A 19,122-nucleotide genomic window follows, 5' to 3' on the forward strand; every position below is an offset into this window, starting at 1 on the left:
TGCATGATGACACCTTATGAAAAATTGAAATCCATTGAAAATGCCAAAAACTATTTGAAAGCAGACGTTACGTTTGAAATACTGGACAAAGTTGCTCTGTGTCGATTGCACTTATGAGTTGAATCTAAGAGTGAATAAAACGGAACTTCTTCATAACTAAGAAATATAACGAATTTGGCTTCGGCTTTTTTCAATCCGTTTAAACCTATCTAATCAGCGCCCTCCTTTTTCACTCAGCTGATATCTGCCGAGTATTAAAGCTATCAGCACGCAACAGTTCAACAAACGCGTTAGCCTTTACAGGGCTTACTCATTAAATAATCTTGGTAAGCGCCGCAACGTTATTTTACAATCATCGATAAAACTTTTATCTATTTTCAAATCATCCTCATCCCAAAAGATTCGCCCGATTCTAACTGGAAAGATTGGCCCCCTCCAGCTCAAACAATTCATCCATGGTATTAATATTGCTGAATATTTCCGGCTCGTTACTGAAATCTGCCTGCACTAAATTCTGCTGTATCAGCCAATCCGCCACTTTACGCCGACCGGTGGCTAAATAATCTTGCAAACTGGTTTGCAACGTGGTCTTTATCACGCAAAAAACCGGATGCAACATTTTTCCATCAAAGGCGACCGCGACATCGGCATTATTTTCCAAGCGAGTCGATAGCAACTTCTTCAAATGTTCCGTTTTAATCAATGGAGAGTCGCAAGGCATGACTACCAAGACATCGGCATCGGCATGAATCATCGCAGTTAATATGCCGGCCAAAGGGCCGTCAAAACTGTCGGTTTGATCACTAATTACCGGCCATCCAAATTGCCGGTATTGATCAATGTTCCGATTGGCATTGATAAACACACAATCCCCAACGGGAGCTATCGCAGATATCGCATAACTGATCATCGGATGACCTTTAAAATTTACCAAGCCTTTATCCCGACTATCCATGCGCCGCGCGCGACCGCCGGCAAGAATCACGCCTGCTACTTTTGTTTGACTGTTCATAATGGTAAGCTTTGATTATCAATAATTATTCAACTGATAGGCTATTCTCGCAAGCTTGGCGTTTATTGCAAGTTGCGCATACGGCATCGCTTATTTTGCTTGATCAATCTATTTTTTCACTTTCTGACTTATTAGGAATAAAAATCGCCAATGAAAATTAAATACTCCACGCCCTCTCTTTTCGTCAACAGCTTCATGCGCCCCCCTATCTTAGGTACAACTCATGCCGCCGTGAGCCTTGCATTAGCTGCGATTATTTCAGGTTGCGCCATGGAACCGGAAAAACCGGTTGAACAAGCTGAACCCGCGCCTTTTATCAGCGACTACCCTACCCGCGACCGTGTTGAATATGTTTTAAACTGTGTAGCGCAACACGGCGGCCTGACTTACATCACTCAATATGCCTGCGGCTGCAAAATTGACAAAATTGCTGAAAAATTGAACTTCGCAGAATACGAAGCCGCGAAAACCTTTACTTATTTAACTAAAGGTCAAACAGGCGATGCAGCTGCGGCCATGCGCGACCCGACTCAATCGAAAGATTTAAGAAAACGGCTTAAAGACGCAGAGCAATATGCTGAAAAAAACTGTTTTGTAAAATAAAAAAACAACAAAGGGCGACTTTAGTCGCCCTTTGTTGTTTTGGCCGAAGCCTAAGCCTGATACAAAAAAGGTCAATCCTGCTTAAAGATACGCCTTTTAAAAAGCAGGGTTATGGATAAATAACTTTGGGAATGAAGTTAGCGGCCGGGTATTTAGGATCAAATTCGGCTTCTTTTTCTGCGGGCTTTTGAGCTGGGCATTTACATGTAGCTGAAGACGTGACAGCATCTTTATCGATATAGACGACTTTAGGTTGAAAATCCGAAGCCGGATATTGGCTGTCGCTTCCAGCAGATGCAGTTAATGAAGCCGATGCAATAAAAGCCGTCGCCAATCCTAAGATAATTATTTTTTTCATATGATATTAACCTTGGGTAGTTTGTACAGCAAGCCCCGCTGGACAAATCGGCAGGAAAGCCGATTTGCATTGACCCGAATGGCGTCAGGCAGGATAGCCTGACGTGAATCTTCTATAACAAAGCTTGACGGCCAAAGAGTATCGGGTATTTTAGCCGAATCCGCAACTGTTTTTGAGCCTCAAAGTCGTCACAAAAGTTGTTTTATTTCAGGATGATTTTGTAGCAACTGCTGCCTAAATGATTCAATAGCCAGTTCACTGTGACGCTCACTTCGGGAGATAGGCACGACGATTTCGCTAACAACCTGCATAGGTGCTGCCGACAAAAAGATTAATCGATCGGCCAACGCAATGGCCTCGCGCAGATCATGAGTCACAAATAGAACCGTGTGCGGGCGTTGTTGCCAAAGTTTTACTAACAGCTCTCTGACTTGCCTTGCGGTTGGCGCATCCAGCGACACAAACGGCTCATCCATCAGCAACACCTCCGGATCGACGGCAAACGCCCTGATGATCGATACCCGGCGGCTCATGCCTAAGGACAATCGCTCGGGGTAAGCATGTTGCGATTGCGCTAATTGCATAACCTCAAGCAATGCGTCAACGACATCGACAGGCCCATCCAGCACCAATTCAATATTTTCCCTAACCGTCCGCCAAGGCAGCAGCCGCGGATTCTGAAAAACGTAGCCGATCTTGGGATGCGTGTGTTGCTGTCCAACCAATATCTCGCCATCGTAATCATTATCCAGCCCGGCAATAATATTCAACAGCGTAGTTTTACCGCAGCCGGAAGGACCCACCAGACAAATAAATTCCTCTGAGTTTAGCGACAGCTTAAGGTTCGCGATGGTTGGCTTTGCCGCTGTTGGATAGGTTTTGTTTTTGATATTGATTTGGATGTCGGTCATCTGCGCCACCGCATAGCTTTTTTGTCCAGCGGTTTTAGAACCAGCAGCTCTATCAGCTGAATGACTGCAACAAAAGCGATGGTATAAGCCAGAATATTGGCAACATCGAACAGTTGAAAGAACAAATGCAATTGATAGCCCATACCGTTGCTGCGGCCTAATAACTCGACCACCAGAATGATTTTCCAGATTAAGGCCAGACCCGAACGGGTTGCGCCCATCACAAACGGATGCAGTTGCGGCCAAATCACATGAACCAGGGTTTTACGTTTGCCGAAACGATAACAGCGCGCCATCTCCAGTAAATCCTGATCTAAGGTGCGCGTGCCTTCGCGGATCGTGACAATGACATTGGGCAGCTTATTGATAACCACAGCGAGTATCGCCGCCGATTCAACCAGCCCGAACCAGACATAGCACAAGATAATAGTGACCAGCGCCGGAACGTTTAAAAAAATCACCAGCCAGTTATCAAAAAATGCATCAAGCTTTTTATTACGTCCCAGCACTATGCCAATCGCGCAGCCCAGCAACATCGCAATAGTAAAACTGGCTACCAGCCGGAGCAAGGTAACGCCTAAATGAAAAGGCAGTTGCCCCGACACGCAGCCCTGCCAGAAAACGTGAGCTACGGCTTCCGGTGTCGGCAAGGTGTTGCTGTTTAAATAGACAGCCAGTCCTTGCCAGATGGCTAAGAAAGCCAGCAAGGACAGCGTTGATAAGAAATTCTTAAAGTGAAACAAACTATTCAATCGACCAAAATGTACCGGGTTGCAGGTTCTCTGATTGCCCTGTTAACTGATTGTCGCTTAACTTACGAAGCATCGTATAAATACGGCCTGCCGCCAGCTGTTCCGGTTCGCCCCAATGCTCAATACCGCCTTCGCAATAACGCTGACGCAATTTGGCTAGGGTGATTAAATCATCTTCTTGGGTTAATGGGATGATTTTTTGCCAAGCGGCATCCGATGTACATAGCTGATTTTTAGCCTGCTTGCTGGCGTTAAAAAAGCTGTTGACCGCTTGTTTATGATCGTTTGCCCAGCTTTGCTTAAATACATAGCCCAGACTGGGCACATCCTCCTGAATGCCCAAACCTTTTAAAATACCTTTGCCGTCAATTATCTGGCGATAGCCCTGGGCTTCAAGCCGTGCAGCGAAATGCCAGTAAGTAAGAGCTGCATCCACACGGTTTTGCTTGATTTGCTCGTTGATCAGCGGCGGCGCGCCGAAGACTTTTTCTACCGACGCATTAAGGTCCAGCTGCTCTTGCCCGGCCAAGGCCTGTAGCAATAGCCAGTTTTTGTCCAACTCGCCCCCGGCAATCCCCAGACGTTTGCCTTTGAGGTCTTTCACCGAATGGATAGGACTGTCTTTTGCCACCACCAGAGCGCCCGAGGTGTTTGAATAAGGGTAAAAGGTAAAATCGGAACCGGTCGCGCGCAGCCTGGAAACCCAAATCCAGTCTGACACAATCATATCGACAGCACCGGACTGTAGCGCAATCTTGCCGGCTTCCGTATTGGCTAGATGGTGTATCTCCAGCTGAAAATCAGCTGACGGATTATCCTGTAAAGCCGTCAATTCCCAATCGACCGTGCCGGAAGCCTGAACGCCAATGCGAATAACGGTTTTTTCCGCAGCATAACTGCTGTATGACGCAAACAGGCACAGGCAGATAAAAAAGACCTTAGTTTTCATAAAAGCTGTCTCAATACGAGGTGAAAGCCGCCTATTCTATCTGGACGCAAGGCTTGGCGCGAGGATGATTGTAATTTCCATGCAATGACTTATCCTTATAGGCAATTTCTACTCACCATCAAGGGCTATGAATTTGTGAACAACTCCGCCACTAAAAACTATCGCTGTTTTTTTATCCGGGGCGTTTTGCTCACAGCAATAGCTTTGGTTTCCGGTTGCGCAAGTACTCCTGAAACAAAACCGGTTGCGGATTATTCGCCAATGGTCGGTTATGCACTGAGTTTGCAGGGTACACCTTATCATTACGGCAAAAGCTCGCCCGAAGAAGGTTTCGATTGTAGCGGTTTTGTTAAGCATGTTTATGGTCGCCAGGGCATAGCATTACCGCGTACGGTTCAGGGAATGGCCCAATCGCTTACAGAAGTTCCGAAAAGCGATCTTCACTCCGGCGACTTGGTTTTCTTCAATACCGACGGCAAGCCGTTCTCTCATGTCGGTATTTATATCAGTAACGATGATTTCATTCATGCGCCTAGCCGGCGTACCGGAAAGGTGATGGTGTCCAACCTTAAAGATCGTTATTGGGGGAATCGGTTTAGTTGCGCGCGCCGCCCATAGCGGCATTGTGGGGATATGGATTATTGGAGATTATTTGTAACCACGAAGCAGTTAGAAAATAGAATACGGATGATGCTAATTAGACGAATTTATACGGATTTTTAAAAAAGCCCAAGTTCGTTATGCATCTTGTTTAAAGCGCTTTAAGATTTTATCAGCGCTCATCGTCAAATCCGTGTCATCCCGTGTTCTATTTTTAAGCAGCAAGCTTGGTGATGGCGGTTTTAACCAAAGTGCTTAATTCAGAGCCGTCTTCCTGGCAATAAGTAATAATCGCCTTACGCATTCTTGGATCCCATGACCTTAAAATGTGATTTTTTATGCCTTCCGCAGCGATTTCTTTGTCGGGTTCAGAGTTAAAGAAATTGCCTATATCGTTGGCCATTTTGATCAGTCTTTCTATTTTCATTGTTAATTAATCACAGATAGTTGCTATGGGTTAAGCGTTGCGGATGGGTATAAATCACATGTTGATCATCACGGGCAAAACCGATTAAGGTGAGGCCTGCCTCATCAGCCAGACGTATGGCTAAACCGGTAGGTGCGGAAATGGCTGCAAGCAGCGTAATGCCGACCCAGGCTGTTTTTTGCACCATTTCATAACTGGCTCGGCTGGTAACAATTATAAAACCTGAAGATAAATCTTTGCCGGTACGCAATAAAAAACCGATCAATTTATCCAGCGCGTTATGCCGTCCTACATCTTCCCTGACATCTAAAATACCCTGTCCTGGAACAGCCCAGGCAGCGGCATGCACGGCGCCGGTTAACTGGTTAAGTTTTTGGTGTTGCTTGATGTCTGTTAAGGCGGAACGCAGCTCCGTAGCAGACAGGGTCAAGCCGCCGCCAACCGGGCCCGGTTGGCGAATGGCTTGCTTTAAAGTGCTCGCGCCGCATAAACCGCAACCGGTACGGCCGGTTAAATTACGGCCTTTGTCGGACATACATTGAAAACGTTGCTCCGGAATTTTTATCTGGACTTCGATGCCGTTTGAGCGGTTATAAACCCGTGCAGATAATAACTCCTGCGGATTTTTAATAATCCCTTCGGTGATGCTGAAACCCAGCGCAAACTCTTCAAGATTGGTTGGGGTTGCCAGCATGACGACATGCGGCACCCCGTTGTAAATCAAAGAAATAGGCACTTCTTCGGCAATATAGTCTTGCCTCTGTTCATGTTGCCCATCTCGCCAGCGATCAACGATGGTTTGTTGATAACTGGGCCAGCCTAATTCTAACGGCAGCGCGGCGGCACTGCTGTTAGTCATGGCTTATGCCTTGCTCCAGAAGTTCGAGCTGCTTTTCTGTAAACGCGCTGTATTCTTGCTGCCATTCCGAAGGCTGACTGACTTTGGTGATTTGCACGGCCGTCACTTTGTATTCAGGACAGTTGGTCGCCCAATCGGAATTATCGGTCGTGATCACGTTGGCGCCGGACTCAGGAAAATGGAAAGTAGTGTAAACAACGCCGGGCTGCACACGGTCGCTAACCAAGGCGCGCAGCACAGTCTCACCTGCACGGCTTTTGATGCCTACCCAATCGCCAGTTTTTACGCCGCGATCTTCGGCATCATGCGGATGAATTTCCAGACGATCTTCCGAATGCCAGGCGACATTTTCAGTGCGGCGTGTTTGAGCACCAACATTGTATTGCGACAAAATACGTCCGGTAGTCAGAATTAACGGATATTTGGCGGTTACGCGTTCTGCTGTTGGAACAAATTCGGTCAGCATAAACAAGCCCTTGCCGTTATCGCGCAGGAAATGCTCGGTGTGCATGATCGGCGTGCCTTCAGGCGCTTCATCGTTGCAAGGCCATTGCACACTGCCGAGGCGTTCGATCTTTTCATAACTTACGCCGGTAAAGCTCGGCGTAAGCCGTGCGATTTCGTCCATAATTTCCGACGGATGGCTGTAATTCATCGGATAACCCATTGCATTAGCCAACATTTGGGTGACTTCCCAATCCTGGTAACCGGCCAACGGCGACATGACTTTGCGCACCGGTGAAATACGGCGTTCGGCATTGGTAAAGGTACCGTTCTTTTCCAGGAAGGACGAACCAGGCAGGAAAACATGAGCAAACTTGGCGGTTTCGTTCAGGAATATATCTTGAACGATTACGCATTCCATAGCCCGTAACGCGGCATGAACATGTTTAATATCCGGATCGGATTGAGCAATGTCCTCACCTTCGCAGTACAGACCCATAAAGCTTTTGTCCAGCGCCGCCTCGAACATGTTCGGAATACGCAGGCCAGGTTCGGAGCTAAGCTCAGTCTGCCATGCCTTTTCAAACAGCTGATGCGTTACAGGATCGGATACATGGCGATAACCGGGGAACTCATGCGGGAATGATCCCATGTCGCAAGAACCCTGTACGTTATTTTGCCCACGTAACGGATTTACGCCAGCACCGTCATGACCCAGGCTGCCGGTAGCCATCGCCAGATTGGCAATGCCGATAACCGTGGTGGAACCTTGACTGTGTTCGGTTACGCCCAAACCATAATAAATCGCGCCATTGCCTGCTGTGGCATAAAGCCGTGCGGCGGCCCGAAGCTCGGCAGCTGGAATACCGGTAACGGATTCGGAAGCTTCCGGTGAGTTGCGTTCCTCGGCAATAAAGGTTTTCCATTTGGCAAAAGCAGCTACATCGCAACGCTCATTGATAAAAGCCTCATCGATTAAGTTTTCGGTAACGACAACATGCCCGAGCGCATTGATCATCGCGACATTAGTGCCTGGACGCAATTTCAGGTGATGGCTGGCTTTAACATGTGGCGATTTAACCAGATCGATTTCACGCGGATCAATTACGATCAGCTTTGCACCCTGACGCAGGCGTTTTTTCATTTGCGAACCGAATACCGGATGCCCATCGGTAGGATTCGCGCCAATCACCATAATGACATCCGCTTTCATGACCGAGTCGAAATCCTGGGTACCGGATGATTCGCCGAAGGTTTGTTTTAATCCATAACCGGTAGGCGAATGGCAAACCCGCGCGCAGGTATCGACATTATTATTACCAAAACCGGCGCGTATCAGCTTTTGCATGATGTAGACTTCTTCGTTGGTGCAACGAGAAGAAGTGATGCCGCCGATGGAGTCTTTGCCGTATTTTGCCTGGATGCGTTTTAATTCCGACGCGGCATGATTAATGGCTTCTTCCCAGCTGACTTCCTGCCATGCGTCTTTAATACTGGCGCGGATCATAGGCTTGGTGATACGGTCTTTGTGCGTGGCGTAACCGAACGCAAAACGACCCTTGACGCAGGAATGGCCGTGATTGGCTTTGCCGTCTTTATGCGGCACCATGCGGATGACTTGCTCACCTTTCATTTCCGCCCTGAATGAACAACCGACGCCGCAATAAGCGCAGGTGGTTACTATCGCATGTTCCGGCAGACCGTTGTCGATCACCGATTTTTCCATTAGTGTCGCGGTTGGGCAAGCTTGTACGCAAGCACCGCAAGAGACGCATTCGGATTCCAAGAAAGGCTGGTTTTGGCTGGGTGATACTTTGGAATCGAAGCCGCGACCGTCGATGGTCAACGCAAAGGTACCTTGGGTTTCTTCGCAGGCTCTGACACAACGCGAACAAACGATACATTTGCTGGGGTCGAAGCTGAAGTAGGGGTTGCTGTGGTCTTTTTCGGCTTTTAGATGCGTTTCGATTGGGTTGTAGCGCACCTCACGCAAACCAACAACACCTGCCATATCTTGCAGTTCGCAATCGCCATTGGCTGAACAGGTCAGGCAGTCCAGCGGGTGATCGGAAATATACAATTCCATGATGCCGCGACGCACATCGGCCAGTTTTTTATTCTGGGTGACGATTTTTAAACCTTCGGCAACCGGCGTCGTGCATGAAGCGGGCATGCCCCTGCCGCCTTCTATCTGCACCACGCACAGCCGACAGGAACCGAACGGTTCGATGCTGTCGGTTGCGCATAATTTGGGGATTTCAATACCGATGCTCGCGGCCGCTCGCATGACTGAGGTTCCTGTCGGAGCCGTGACCTGAAAACCATCAATTTCCAGCGTAACCATGTTTTCGGAGGCAGCGGCTGGTGTGCCAAAATCTTTCTCTTTATTAATCGACATTTTAAACTCCTCTAATCATTATCAGGCGGCTGTAGCTTTGGCATTTATCCCGAAATCTTCCGGGAAATGATTTAAAGCACTCAGTACAGGGTAAGGCGTCATACCACCTAATGCACAGAGGGAGCCGTTGAGCAAGGTGTCGCAAAGATCACGTAACAAAGGGATGTTTTTATCGAGGTTGCGACCGTTAATAATGTCGTCCATGACTTCTACGCCACGGGTGGAGCCAATGCGGCAAGGTGTGCATTTGCCGCAAGATTCAATTTTACAAAATTCCATGCTATAGCGGGCCATTTTAGCCATATTGACTGTGTCGTCAAAAACGACAATGCCGCCATGTCCTACTACCGCCCATATGGCGGCAAAGGCTTCATAATCCAAGGGGGTGTCAAATTGCGATTCGGGCAGGTAAGCGCCGAGCGGGCCGCCTACCTGGACTGCGCGAATCGGTCGTCCGGAAGCCGAGCCGCCGCCGAAATCGTAAAGTAACTCGCGTAAAGTTAAACCAAAGCCCAGCTCGACCAAACCGGGACGCTTGATGTTGCCGGCCAGCTGTACAGGCAATGTGCCGCGAGAACGTCCCATACCGAAATCGCGGTAATAATCGCCGCCTTTATCCAGAATAACCGGCACTGATGCTAGGGAAATAACGTTGTTGACTACGGTGGGCTGGCCGAATAAGCCTTTGATAGCTGGCAACGGCGGCTTGAAGCGCACCAGGCCGCGCTTACCTTCCAGGCTTTCCATTAATGAGGTTTCTTCTCCGCAGACATAAGCACCCGCACCTTGTCTTACTTCCAAGTTAAATGTTTTGCCGCTGCCTTGAATGTTCTCGCCTAAATAACCGGCTTCGTAAGCAGTTGCAATCGCGGCATTAAGCACATCAAAAGCGTGAGGGTATTCTATGCGCAGATAGATATAACCTTGCGTTGCATCGACACCTAAACCGGCAATCGTCATACCTTCGATTAATACAAAAGGATCGCCTTCCATGACCATGCGGTCGGAAAATGTGCCGGAGTCGCCTTCGTCGGCATTGCAGATGATATATTTTTGCTGCGATGCGGTGTTTAGTACCGTCTTCCATTTAATGCCGGTTGGAAACGCCGCGCCGCCGCGTCCACGTAAACCTGAATCGGTTACCGCTTGGACGATTTGTTCCTGAGTCATGGCTAGCGCATTTTTTAAACCGCGATAGCCGTCATTTTCAACATAATCAGTCAAGCTGCCCGGATCGGTTTTACCGATCCGGGCAAAGGTCAGGCGTTGCTGTTTCTTGAAGTAATCAAGCTCTTCCGTCAGGCCTAAACCTAGCGCATGTGCGCCGCCTTGGGTAAAATTGGCATCGAACAAACCGGGCACGTCGCTAGGCTGAACAGGGCCGTAGGCCACGCGCCCTTTGGCGGTCGCCACTTCAACCAGCGGTTCCAGCCAGTACATACCTCTTGAACCGTTACGGACCAGGTTAATATCAACACCGCGTTTTGCGGCTTCTTTAGCAATAGCCGCAGCAACGCGATCAGCGCCCAGTGAAACAGCGCTGGAATCGCAAGGAACGTAAATAGTGTTACTCATGCGGATGCCTCTGTATTATTAATGACAGCATCAAAGCTGTCCGCTGACACGCGACCGTAAATTTCCTTGCCGATTTGCATAGCCGGTGAACAGGCGCAATTACCTAAACAGTACACGGGCTCTAAAGAGAACTTACCGTCTGCGGTAGTCTCATGAAAATCAATGCCCAGTTTGCTTTTGACATGCTCTTCCAATTGTCTTGCGCCCATGGCTTGACAAGATTCCGCACGGCAAAGATGAATGGTTTGCTCGCCCGGTGGCGTGTCTCTGAAATAGTGGTAAAAACTGATCACGCCGTGTACTTCTGCACGAGAAAGATTCAGCGCTGTTGCGATGTACGGGACGCTTTCAACAGGGATATAGCCCATAGCATTTTGTATATCATGCAGAATAGGTAAAAGCGCGCCGGGCTTGTCTTTAAGTGCGGCAATTATTTCTTGCACGGTTGCTTGCGTGGTGCCTGATTCTGTCATGGTCATCTCAATATGGAGAATCCATCCTGATTAACACAACGGCTGTTCCTGACTGTTGCATATCTAAGTGTGCCGGATAGCATAGCACAAGATATTTTGAGTGTAAAAATGGCATAAAGCCGGTAAAAAGTATGAGTATTTTAAAAAACGTCAGTTATGTATTTATTTATAATCAATATTTTTTAAATTCAGTATCTTAAAATGATTTACTCTCTTTTGTGCAACAGACTGTTCACATTTATGCTTAATTATTTACTAACTGTACCTTAACAAGTGTAGGTCGTGAACTGTCCCTTGCCCCCTTACAAGTCGTTTTAAGTCCAAAACAACAATTAATTCAAATAAGCCCTTCTTCCTTTAACGCTCTTTGTACTGCGGGACGCGCAGAAATTTTAGCGACATAGTTCGCGAGTACCGGCCAACGGGCAATATCGATATTGACATAAGCGCCCCAACGCAGAGTGACAAACATATAGCCGTCGGCCACTGTAAAATGCTCTCCTAACAAAAATGCCCGGCTTGAAAGATGCTCTGCGACAGTTTCCAAACGCGACGTCAACGAAGCAATCATTATTCGTTTTGCGGCTTCAGGCATAGCCGGATTAAACAAAGGGCCAAACCCTCCTTTATGAATCTCGGTTGAAATAAAATTCAGCCATTGTTGCAACTGATAACGTTCGAACGTACCTGCCGGCGGGGCTAATTTTTTATCCGGCGCCTGATCTGCAAGATACTGAACAATAGCAGGACCCTCTATTAGCTTGTTACCGTCATCAAGGATCAGTACCGGCACGTAACCGTTAGGATTTATCAGCAGAAAATCCTCTCCGGTCTTGGTGCGCTTAGCTTTCAAATCAACTTCGACCAATTCAATCGGCAGTTCCGCTTCACAGGCTGTAATATGGGGAGATAGCGAACATGCGCCTTTACTGTAATAAAGTTTCATGGTTTTCTCCTATGAGCTGTATTAACAAACAAAGCCGATCAGTCTTTAATCGCCTCAATTTGAATCTCGATATTGACTTCATCAGCAAGGGCCGGCGCATATTTGTCTACGCCAAAATCGGATCGCTTGATTGCCGTGGTTGCGTTGGCGCCGCAAACGTTTTTCATTGCGATCATATTCATTCCGCAATAAAAATAATCTACCACTAAATGCACCGGCTTGGTAATACCATGCAAGCTTAAATTACCATCAACGGCAACGAGTTTATCTTTATTAAAGCTCAATTTATCCGATGTAAAAGTAATTTGCGGATAGCTCTCGGCATCAAGAAAATCCTTGCCTCGCAGGTGTTCTTCGAGATCGGCAAGCCCGGTATTGATCGAAGCCGTGTCGATAGCTATTTGGATATTGCCGGTTGCCGATTCCGGAGACAGCATCACTTTGCCACTGGTATGATTAAAGCGCCCCCGCTGAATTGAAAAACCCAGGTGATTGATTTCAAAGCTGGGAAATGTATGCCTGGAATCGACCGTATAAGAATCGGCAGCAGTGACAGGTAAACTCAATGTAATGCCGATAATCAAGGCGAGTATGGTTTTGTTCATAATGAATTCTCCGCTTCTTTAAGAAGGCTCAATGTCCGCCAAATTTTGGCAAACGTCAACAGAACTTACGTAGGGCGCGCCGTGCGCGCCAGAAAGAGGCTAAAAAGTAAGCGTCAATCCAGAAGGCGCGCACGGCGCGCCCTACTTCACTCGTGAATAGCAGCCATCTTTTCCCCATCGACTTTTTTTAAAAAAGGCGCAACAGTAAGAGAAGCCAAGAACATAACGGCGATAACCTGAAACAGGATATTAAAAGTCATCACTTCCGCTTCCCGCAACGCAAACCCGGTGATTTGCTTTAACGCGGCCAAATCAGGATCAGGCAAATTCATTTGCGACATCGATGCGGTTAATCCTTCCAGCATTTCCTGTGCATGGTAGCTGGTTGCAGTAACCGATTCGCGCAAAATCGCATAATGCGCTTTGGTAAAATAAACCATTTGTGTATTGGCAACTGCAAGGCCGATCGCGCCGCCCAGATTACGCATCAAGTTATAAAGTCCGCTGGCGTTTTTGACTTCTTCGACCGGCAACCGGCCCAAAGCCAGTGTGTTGATCGGCAGAAAGCACAGCATTAAAGCGCTGCCCCGGATAGCCTGCGGCCAAAAGAATTCCCAATAGCCAGATTCGGCGGTTAAATAGCCGTTCAGCCATGAGCCCAAAGCAAATAGGCCAAACCCCAGGCACAGCATCCAACGCAAATCCATTTTCTTCTCCAACGGCCCTGCAATAAACGCCGAGAGCAACTGAAATATCCCGACAACCATTAAGTAATAACCGATTTCAAGGCTATTAAGGCCTTTAACGCTGGACAGGTAAATCGGCGTCAAATAAATGATCGTATAAAGCCCCACGCCCAGCACGAAACTGTAACCGCAACCTACCGCAAAATTAATATTGCGGAATGCATAAAGATCGATAATCGGGTGAGGATTTTTTAATTCCCAAACCAGCATCGCAATACCGCTGATCACGGCGACAAAGGTCAACGCGACAATCAGGTGATCCTCAAACCACTGTTTGCTTGCGCCTTCTTCCAACACAAACTGCATACTGCCTAAAAAAACAGCGATCAGGGCTATGCCGACAAAGTCGATTTTCTGCAACAGCGCCCAATCAGGTTGATCAATATCAAGATACCACCATACCGCCATACAAACTATTACGCCGGGGATGATGTTGATCAAAAACAGCAATTCCCAACTGTAGGTTTCAGTAAGAAAACCTCCCAGCACTGGTCCGATAGTCGGCGCCATCGTCACAATCAAACCGAGCACGATGGTCATCGCCGGTTGCAAGCGTGGAGGGAATAAAATGAAGATCACGGTAAAAGTCATCGGAATCATCGCGCCGCCAATAAAGCCCTGCAAACAGCGGAACACGATCATCGACGGCAGATTCCAGGCGAATGCGCAAAGCAGGCTGGCTAGGGTGAAACCGCCTGCCGAGATGACATATAAATAGCGGGTCGAAAAAACCCGGCCCAACCAGCCGGACAACGGAATAATGATGACTTCGGCGATCAGGTAAGAAGTCTGCACCCAGGCAATTTCATCTTTGGTAGCGGACAGCCCGGCCTGGATTTTCTGCAAGGAACTGGCGACAATCTGGATGTCCAGCACCGCCATAAACACGCCAATCGCCATGCTGAAAAAACCGATCCACTGGCCCAAGGTCAGCGGCGTTTCTGAGGACTGTTGATCTGTCATTGCCACGGGATTAACCTGGAAAAATTAATTTTGTCCACGAAAGACACGGAAAGCACGAAAAGATTCAAGCAGATACCAAGCATTAGATTGTTGCCAAAAAGTTGGAATTTGAAATACATATATTTCGTGGCTTTCGTGCTTTTAGTGGACTTTAGAATTAATGCACTTTGACTTTGGCTTCAACCGACAAGCCCGGCCTCAACAACTGGAGATGCTCGGCCGAATCGAAAGCTATTTTTACCGGTACGCGGCGCACAATTTTGGTGAAGTTGCCGGTCGCGTTTTCTTCAGGCAGGATGCTGAACTCGGAACCGCTGGCCGGTGAAAAACTGTCCACTTTACCGGTTAGTTCAAGATCGGGATAGGCATCCAGTTTAATAGTAACAGGCTGACCCAAGCGCATGTGTTCCAGTTGGGTTTCCTTGAAATTCGCCTCTACCCAGATTTTGCTGTTCTGCACTAGTGAAGCCAACGCAACGCCGGGACGAACCAATTGCCCGACTTGCACGCCGCGATTACCGATAATGCCGTCAATCGGCGCTTTAACCTTAGTATGTTCCAGATCGATTTTCGCCAAGGTCAATTGCGCTTGGGCATTTTCCAGGCGCGCTTCGGTTTCGGTGATTTCAATATCGAGAGTGGCTAATTGACTGTGTTCGGCGCTAGCTGAAGCCTGTGAACCTCTTAGTTCAGCCGCTGCCTGTTTAGACTCCGATTGAATTTTGTCCAAAGATTGCCTAGCCGCCGAACCGCGATCGATCAGGTTATTAAAACGCTGCAAATCTTTTTGTATTTGCTCTCGCTTGGCTTGCATTGCCACTATGTTGGCGCCGGCAGTTTCAATATGCGCCCGCTGGGAAGTTTTCATCGCACGCAAACGCTCAATGTGCGCTATTTCCGCATTGACATTAGCTTCCGCCTGAAGGACTTTAGCCAAATAATCCCGATCGTCAATTGTTACCAGAACATCGTTTTGCTTGACGGCCTGATTGTCATTGACGACTATCTCCGTCACATAACCTTGCACCCTGGAACTGATTAACACAATATTGCTTTGTAAATAAGCATCATCGGTGACTTCATAATGCTGACGGTCAAACAACCAATAGCCGGTTCCTGCAACTAAAGGAATGCCTATCAATAAAATCAGTAAAACAGAACGAAAGCGGAGCATAAAACGACCTTGATAAACTAAACGGTTTAGTTTAGTCTAACGTATTGCCTGCTTTTACGCAAAAAGTTATGAATTCGCCAAGAAGACGCGAAGGAGTGTTTTTATGTCCTCGATTATCTTTGCACTTTTCCCTAAAACTTCGTGTCCTTCGTGTCTTCGTGGTAATTTTTCTAACTCTATAACACCGTCACTTTTAAATTTAACAAATAAATGACTTCAGAACCCAACGACCCCAAGCGCCAAGCCATTCTTAGTGGAGCAACCCGGATGTTTCTGGCGCACGGCTACCGAAACGTGAGCATGGAAAAAATCGCCCAGGCCGCACCGGTTTCCAAGGCGACACTTTACAATCATTTCGACAGCAAAAATGCCCTGCTCGCAGCGGTCATTTCAGACCTTTGCGGTTCTTTATTGCAAACCATGTCTCAGGTTACTATCGAATCGGATGATGTGGAAAACACCCTGACCCAAATCGCAACATCCGCGGTGGATCTGATTTTTTCCGAAGATGCGCTGGCCATTTACCGGTTGGTGGTAGCGGAAAGCCCTGATTTCCCGGAGCTTGGACAATTATTCTATGCGAGCGGTCCGCAAGCGGCTTTGACACAGCTAGAAGATTATTTTCGGCAGCTAAATGCAGGCAAACGTTTTAATATCGATGACCCGGTATTCGCGGCAGATGCGTTTTTCAGCATGCTGAGAGGCGATTTACACGTGCGCTGCCTGTTGATGGAAACACCATTGCCTTCCATTAACGAAAAAAAACGCTTGGTCTCACGAGTCATTGCTTTTTACATGCGGAGTATGCTTTATGCTACGTCATAAAATCATTTAATCGGCGCATTAATTATTTAATGCCTCGGCGGCTACAGCGGAAACACTGGAAGACACCATCAATAACAAGCACCGAATACCGACATGCTTAAAACGGAAGATTTGCGCACTGTGCGACGCATGGTAACTTCAACAATGCCGCTAATAATACCGCATTGGCTATACCGCATTTGCGACGTGCAGTGGGTGTTTTGTAAAGCGCTACCAGAATGTTACACAGATGACACAGGTTGGACGGGTTTACGCGGATTTTTACATTCAATTTATCAGTGTTTATCAGTCCAATCCGCGTCATCAGCGTTCTATTTTTCTAACTGCTGAAAGGCTTACGGATTAAACGGCTGAACGTCGCCCGGTTTTCGCAGCATTTTATTCACTTCGTCAAGATGTAGCTCTTCCCCTACAATCATTTCCCGTGCATATTCCTCCAGCAGCACTGAAACTCCTTCAGAGAGTTTAAGCAATTCAAAATAGGCGGCTACCGCTGTTTTCTCGTGTTCCAAACTTTCTCTTAGAATATCGCCAATATCATGCTTGGCAGTTTCCAACAAAGGGCCGATCTTAAGGGAGGGATGCCCTCCCAACAAAGTCACCAGTTCGCCCGCTTTATGCGCATGAACAAGGCTCTCGTCAGCATTGCTTTTAAGCCAGGAAACAATTGGAATGCGGTTATAGCCATAAACCATAAGAGAATAATGCGTGTATCGAACAACTCCTGCCAATTCAAGCTCCATAATAAGGTTAAGAATTTCTATAGCCTTTTGCTTTTCTTGATCGTTCATGTCGATTCTCCTTTGTAAAAAAGCGCCATCTAACGTTAAGTAGCTTCTGTTTAGATATTCATCAAAATCCTGATAGCGATATACGGCACCGCTACAATCTTTAATGGAGTTTGAGTATAAACAATTCCGTTTCGTATGGATAACTAATCATGCAGAATCAGCCTTTGATCGCTTGGTATTAATGCCCTACCCTGCAAACACCACATCAAACTGTTTCATCAACCCGGCTATATCTTTCCGGTAAAACTCTTGCACCGGCAGACACAAATCGCTCGGCTTTAAACCGCGTTCCTGTAGCGATTCCACTTCGGTGTAAATGTCGTTGACATCATAGATTTCCAGCGCTTTAAAAATGGATGCGGTATCTTTCATGCCCGCAATTTCGGGAGTCTGGCCGTTTTTCAGTTGAAACACGCCATCATCCAGCAACAAAATGCTGACTTGCTGGTCAAACGCGGCAGTGATCAAAATAATATCCAGCATTTCCTGAACTTGAGCGCCGCTATGCGGCGGTTTGCGAAGAACGAACAAATAACTTTTCATGCCCTCACCCGAATACGATAAAGCGGTCGGCTTCCAATGTGGCCTCAACCAGCTGACCCAAACCGGAAATGCGAAAACCGTCGGCCAGATCATTGTCCTGTTTGCCCTGCCGCTTGGCCTCGTCGCTACATAACAGTCCGCGCCGTTGCGCGGCGGAAATGCATACTACCAAGTCAACCTGATGCAGCCTTGCCAGTTCGCTCCATTGCGCGGTGAACTGGAGTTCGTCATCCGGCGGTGTGGCGTATTTGAAGGCATGATAGACACCGTCGTTATAGAAAAATACCCGGAATATTTCGTGTCCAGCTGCCAAGGCGGCATTGATAAATTGATACGCCGTATATCCTGCATTGGACTGGTAAGGGCTGGCGTTAACTTGGATCGCGAATTTCATTGGGTTTTATAGTTCATTGCAGTATCAACAAGCTACGTTGAAAAATAGTAGGCCGGAATAAGGCCATCCAAGCGCGTAGCGCGAGGTGGTGTTTCCGACGAATTTGGATGATGTTTGCCGGAAACACCAGTTCTCGCTATCGCTCGAACCGGCTTATTCCGGCCTACATGACTGCCCATTTATCGGGATAAAAACTCGGCAACGGAAATACCCGCTTGCTTCAAAATAGCACGCAAAGTGCCTTCCGGCATATCGCCTGGATGATTGGGTATCGTTGTATAACGACTGGTGCTTGAGTTGTACCAAATCTCGTGGCTACCTGCGGCTTGCCTGTCGAATTGAAACCCTAACTGCTTTAATCGTTTGACGATTTCACGATAACAAAAACCACCCAACTGTCCCATTTAGCTGCCCACAACCAGCGGATAATCGAATGAATCCTCAGTTTGCTTGAGATTGGAAAGTTGATGATGCTCGGCTTGCGCCTCAAGAAGCTTCTTGGCTACGTCACGCGCAATTTCCAAAGTTTCGGTTATTGTCCGTCCCTGAGCAATCAATCCGGAAATATCGTCCGAGGTAGCTAAATAAACACCTTCAGGTAGTTTTTCAATATGAAGATTAATAATCTGTTCCATGCGACAAATCCTGATAATTAATACTGTAGGAAAAAATAAATAAGTATATGGATTCTATAGGCTCATTGGTTATTGACCAAATATGTTTTCTGTCATTGCCATGTTGCCCTGTCTAGGACGTTTTGCATTGGTTAAGCAT

Annotated in this window: 22 protein-coding genes; 3 read left to right on the plus strand and 19 right to left on the minus strand. The window is 47.4% G+C overall.

What is annotated here, in order from left to right; translation table 11 throughout:
* Nucleotides 1–412 precede the first annotated feature (412 nt).
* Nucleotides 413–1,012 carry a molybdenum cofactor guanylyltransferase MobA gene (gene mobA / locus EPO18_RS07930; protein WP_292432762.1) on the minus strand — a complete coding sequence of 200 codons (600 nt, stop codon included), beginning with the start codon at nucleotides 1,010–1,012 and terminating at the stop codon, nucleotides 413–415.
* A 150-nt stretch (nucleotides 1,013–1,162) separates the two neighbouring features.
* Here mobA and EPO18_RS07935 point away from each other — a divergent pair, with 150 nt between their 5' ends.
* Nucleotides 1,163–1,615, plus strand: coding sequence for a hypothetical protein (locus EPO18_RS07935; protein WP_472850881.1), 453 nt, complete (start codon nucleotides 1,163–1,165; stop codon nucleotides 1,613–1,615).
* A gap of 109 nt (nucleotides 1,616–1,724) precedes the next feature.
* On the opposite strand, the gene EPO18_RS07940 is transcribed toward EPO18_RS07935, so the two are convergent.
* From EPO18_RS07940 to EPO18_RS07955, 4 genes are all read right to left on the minus strand, one after another.
* A complete protein-coding gene (locus EPO18_RS07940) occupies nucleotides 1,725–1,973 on the minus strand; it encodes a hypothetical protein (protein ID WP_292432764.1) in 249 nt (82 codons plus the stop codon).
* Nucleotides 1,974–2,161: 188 nt separating this feature from the next.
* Nucleotides 2,162–2,884: an ABC transporter ATP-binding protein gene (locus EPO18_RS07945; RefSeq protein ID WP_292432766.1), complete on the minus strand. Its 723-nt coding sequence runs from the start codon at nucleotides 2,882–2,884 to the stop codon at nucleotides 2,162–2,164.
* On the minus strand, nucleotides 2,881–3,627 hold the full coding sequence (locus tag EPO18_RS07950) for an ABC transporter permease (RefSeq protein WP_292432768.1): 747 nt from the start codon (nucleotides 3,625–3,627) through the stop codon (nucleotides 2,881–2,883). Before EPO18_RS07950 ends, EPO18_RS07945 begins: the two co-directional genes overlap by 4 nt.
* Nucleotide 3,628: 1 nt before the next feature.
* The gene (locus EPO18_RS07955; RefSeq protein WP_292432770.1) at nucleotides 3,629–4,585 is read right to left on the minus strand and encodes an ABC transporter substrate-binding protein; all 957 of its coding nucleotides are present in this window, start codon (nucleotides 4,583–4,585) and stop codon (nucleotides 3,629–3,631) included.
* Nucleotides 4,586–4,720: 135 nt separating this feature from the next.
* Between EPO18_RS07955 and EPO18_RS07960 the strand changes: the two genes are divergently transcribed.
* The gene (locus tag EPO18_RS07960; RefSeq protein ID WP_292432772.1) at nucleotides 4,721–5,203 is read left to right on the plus strand and encodes a C40 family peptidase; all 483 of its coding nucleotides are present in this window, start codon (nucleotides 4,721–4,723) and stop codon (nucleotides 5,201–5,203) included.
* 196 nt (nucleotides 5,204–5,399) lie between these two features.
* On the opposite strand, the gene EPO18_RS07965 is transcribed toward EPO18_RS07960, so the two are convergent.
* The 9 genes from EPO18_RS07965 to EPO18_RS08005 form a co-directional block, all read right to left on the minus strand.
* On the minus strand, nucleotides 5,400–5,612 hold the full coding sequence (locus tag EPO18_RS07965) for a formate dehydrogenase subunit delta (protein ID WP_292432774.1): 213 nt from the start codon (nucleotides 5,610–5,612) through the stop codon (nucleotides 5,400–5,402).
* A gap of 10 nt (nucleotides 5,613–5,622) precedes the next feature.
* Nucleotides 5,623–6,471 carry a formate dehydrogenase accessory sulfurtransferase FdhD gene (fdhD, locus tag EPO18_RS07970; RefSeq protein WP_292432776.1) on the minus strand — a complete coding sequence of 283 codons (849 nt, stop codon included), beginning with the start codon at nucleotides 6,469–6,471 and terminating at the stop codon, nucleotides 5,623–5,625.
* Nucleotides 6,464–9,313, minus strand: a complete 2,850-nt coding sequence (gene fdhF, locus EPO18_RS07975; RefSeq protein WP_292432778.1) for a formate dehydrogenase subunit alpha — start codon at nucleotides 9,311–9,313, stop codon at nucleotides 6,464–6,466. Before fdhF ends, fdhD begins: the two co-directional genes overlap by 8 nt.
* A 21-nt stretch (nucleotides 9,314–9,334) precedes the next feature.
* The gene (locus EPO18_RS07980; protein WP_292432781.1) at nucleotides 9,335–10,888 is read right to left on the minus strand and encodes a formate dehydrogenase beta subunit; all 1,554 of its coding nucleotides are present in this window, start codon (nucleotides 10,886–10,888) and stop codon (nucleotides 9,335–9,337) included.
* Nucleotides 10,885–11,361: a formate dehydrogenase subunit gamma gene (locus EPO18_RS07985; RefSeq protein ID WP_292432783.1), complete on the minus strand. Its 477-nt coding sequence runs from the start codon at nucleotides 11,359–11,361 to the stop codon at nucleotides 10,885–10,887. Before EPO18_RS07985 ends, EPO18_RS07980 begins: the two co-directional genes overlap by 4 nt.
* Nucleotides 11,362–11,698: 337 nt before the next feature.
* A complete protein-coding gene (gstA, locus tag EPO18_RS07990) occupies nucleotides 11,699–12,307 on the minus strand; it encodes a glutathione transferase GstA (RefSeq protein ID WP_292432785.1) in 609 nt (202 codons plus the stop codon).
* 38 nt (nucleotides 12,308–12,345) lie between these two features.
* Nucleotides 12,346–12,912, minus strand: a complete 567-nt coding sequence (locus tag EPO18_RS07995; protein WP_292432787.1) for a YceI family protein — start codon at nucleotides 12,910–12,912, stop codon at nucleotides 12,346–12,348.
* A 146-nt stretch (nucleotides 12,913–13,058) separates the two neighbouring features.
* Nucleotides 13,059–14,621 (minus strand): DHA2 family efflux MFS transporter permease subunit, encoded by a 1,563-nt coding sequence (locus tag EPO18_RS08000; protein ID WP_292432856.1) that lies wholly within the window; start codon nucleotides 14,619–14,621, stop codon nucleotides 13,059–13,061.
* Nucleotides 14,622–14,778: 157 nt separating this feature from the next.
* Complete coding sequence (locus EPO18_RS08005; protein WP_292432788.1) at nucleotides 14,779–15,795, minus strand: HlyD family secretion protein; 1,017 nt, start codon at nucleotides 15,793–15,795, stop codon at nucleotides 14,779–14,781.
* A gap of 210 nt (nucleotides 15,796–16,005) precedes the next feature.
* Here EPO18_RS08005 and EPO18_RS08010 point away from each other — a divergent pair, with 210 nt between their 5' ends.
* Nucleotides 16,006–16,620, plus strand: a complete 615-nt coding sequence (locus EPO18_RS08010) for a TetR/AcrR family transcriptional regulator (RefSeq protein WP_292432790.1) — start codon at nucleotides 16,006–16,008, stop codon at nucleotides 16,618–16,620.
* A 335-nt stretch (nucleotides 16,621–16,955) separates the two neighbouring features.
* Here EPO18_RS08010 and EPO18_RS08015 read toward each other — a convergent pair whose 3' ends face one another.
* The 5 genes from EPO18_RS08015 to EPO18_RS08035 form a co-directional block, all read right to left on the minus strand.
* Nucleotides 16,956–17,411, minus strand: a complete 456-nt coding sequence (locus EPO18_RS08015; protein WP_292432792.1) for a ferritin-like domain-containing protein — start codon at nucleotides 17,409–17,411, stop codon at nucleotides 16,956–16,958.
* Nucleotides 17,412–17,597: 186 nt separating this feature from the next.
* Complete coding sequence (gene tusC, locus EPO18_RS08020; RefSeq protein ID WP_292432793.1) at nucleotides 17,598–17,954, minus strand: sulfurtransferase complex subunit TusC; 357 nt, start codon at nucleotides 17,952–17,954, stop codon at nucleotides 17,598–17,600.
* Between the two features lie 4 nt (nucleotides 17,955–17,958).
* Entirely contained in the window at nucleotides 17,959–18,348 is a 390-nt protein-coding gene (tusD, locus tag EPO18_RS08025) for a sulfurtransferase complex subunit TusD (protein WP_292432795.1), read from the minus strand.
* A 179-nt stretch (nucleotides 18,349–18,527) separates the two neighbouring features.
* On the minus strand, nucleotides 18,528–18,752 hold the full coding sequence (locus EPO18_RS08030; protein WP_292432797.1) for a type II toxin-antitoxin system HicA family toxin: 225 nt from the start codon (nucleotides 18,750–18,752) through the stop codon (nucleotides 18,528–18,530).
* Complete coding sequence (locus tag EPO18_RS08035) at nucleotides 18,753–18,983, minus strand: type II toxin-antitoxin system HicB family antitoxin (RefSeq protein WP_292432799.1); 231 nt, start codon at nucleotides 18,981–18,983, stop codon at nucleotides 18,753–18,755.
* Nucleotides 18,984–19,122 lie beyond the last annotated feature (139 nt).

This window comes from Methylobacter sp., assembly GCF_004322395.1.
GTDB lineage: Bacteria > Pseudomonadota > Gammaproteobacteria > Methylococcales > Methylomonadaceae > Methylobacter_A.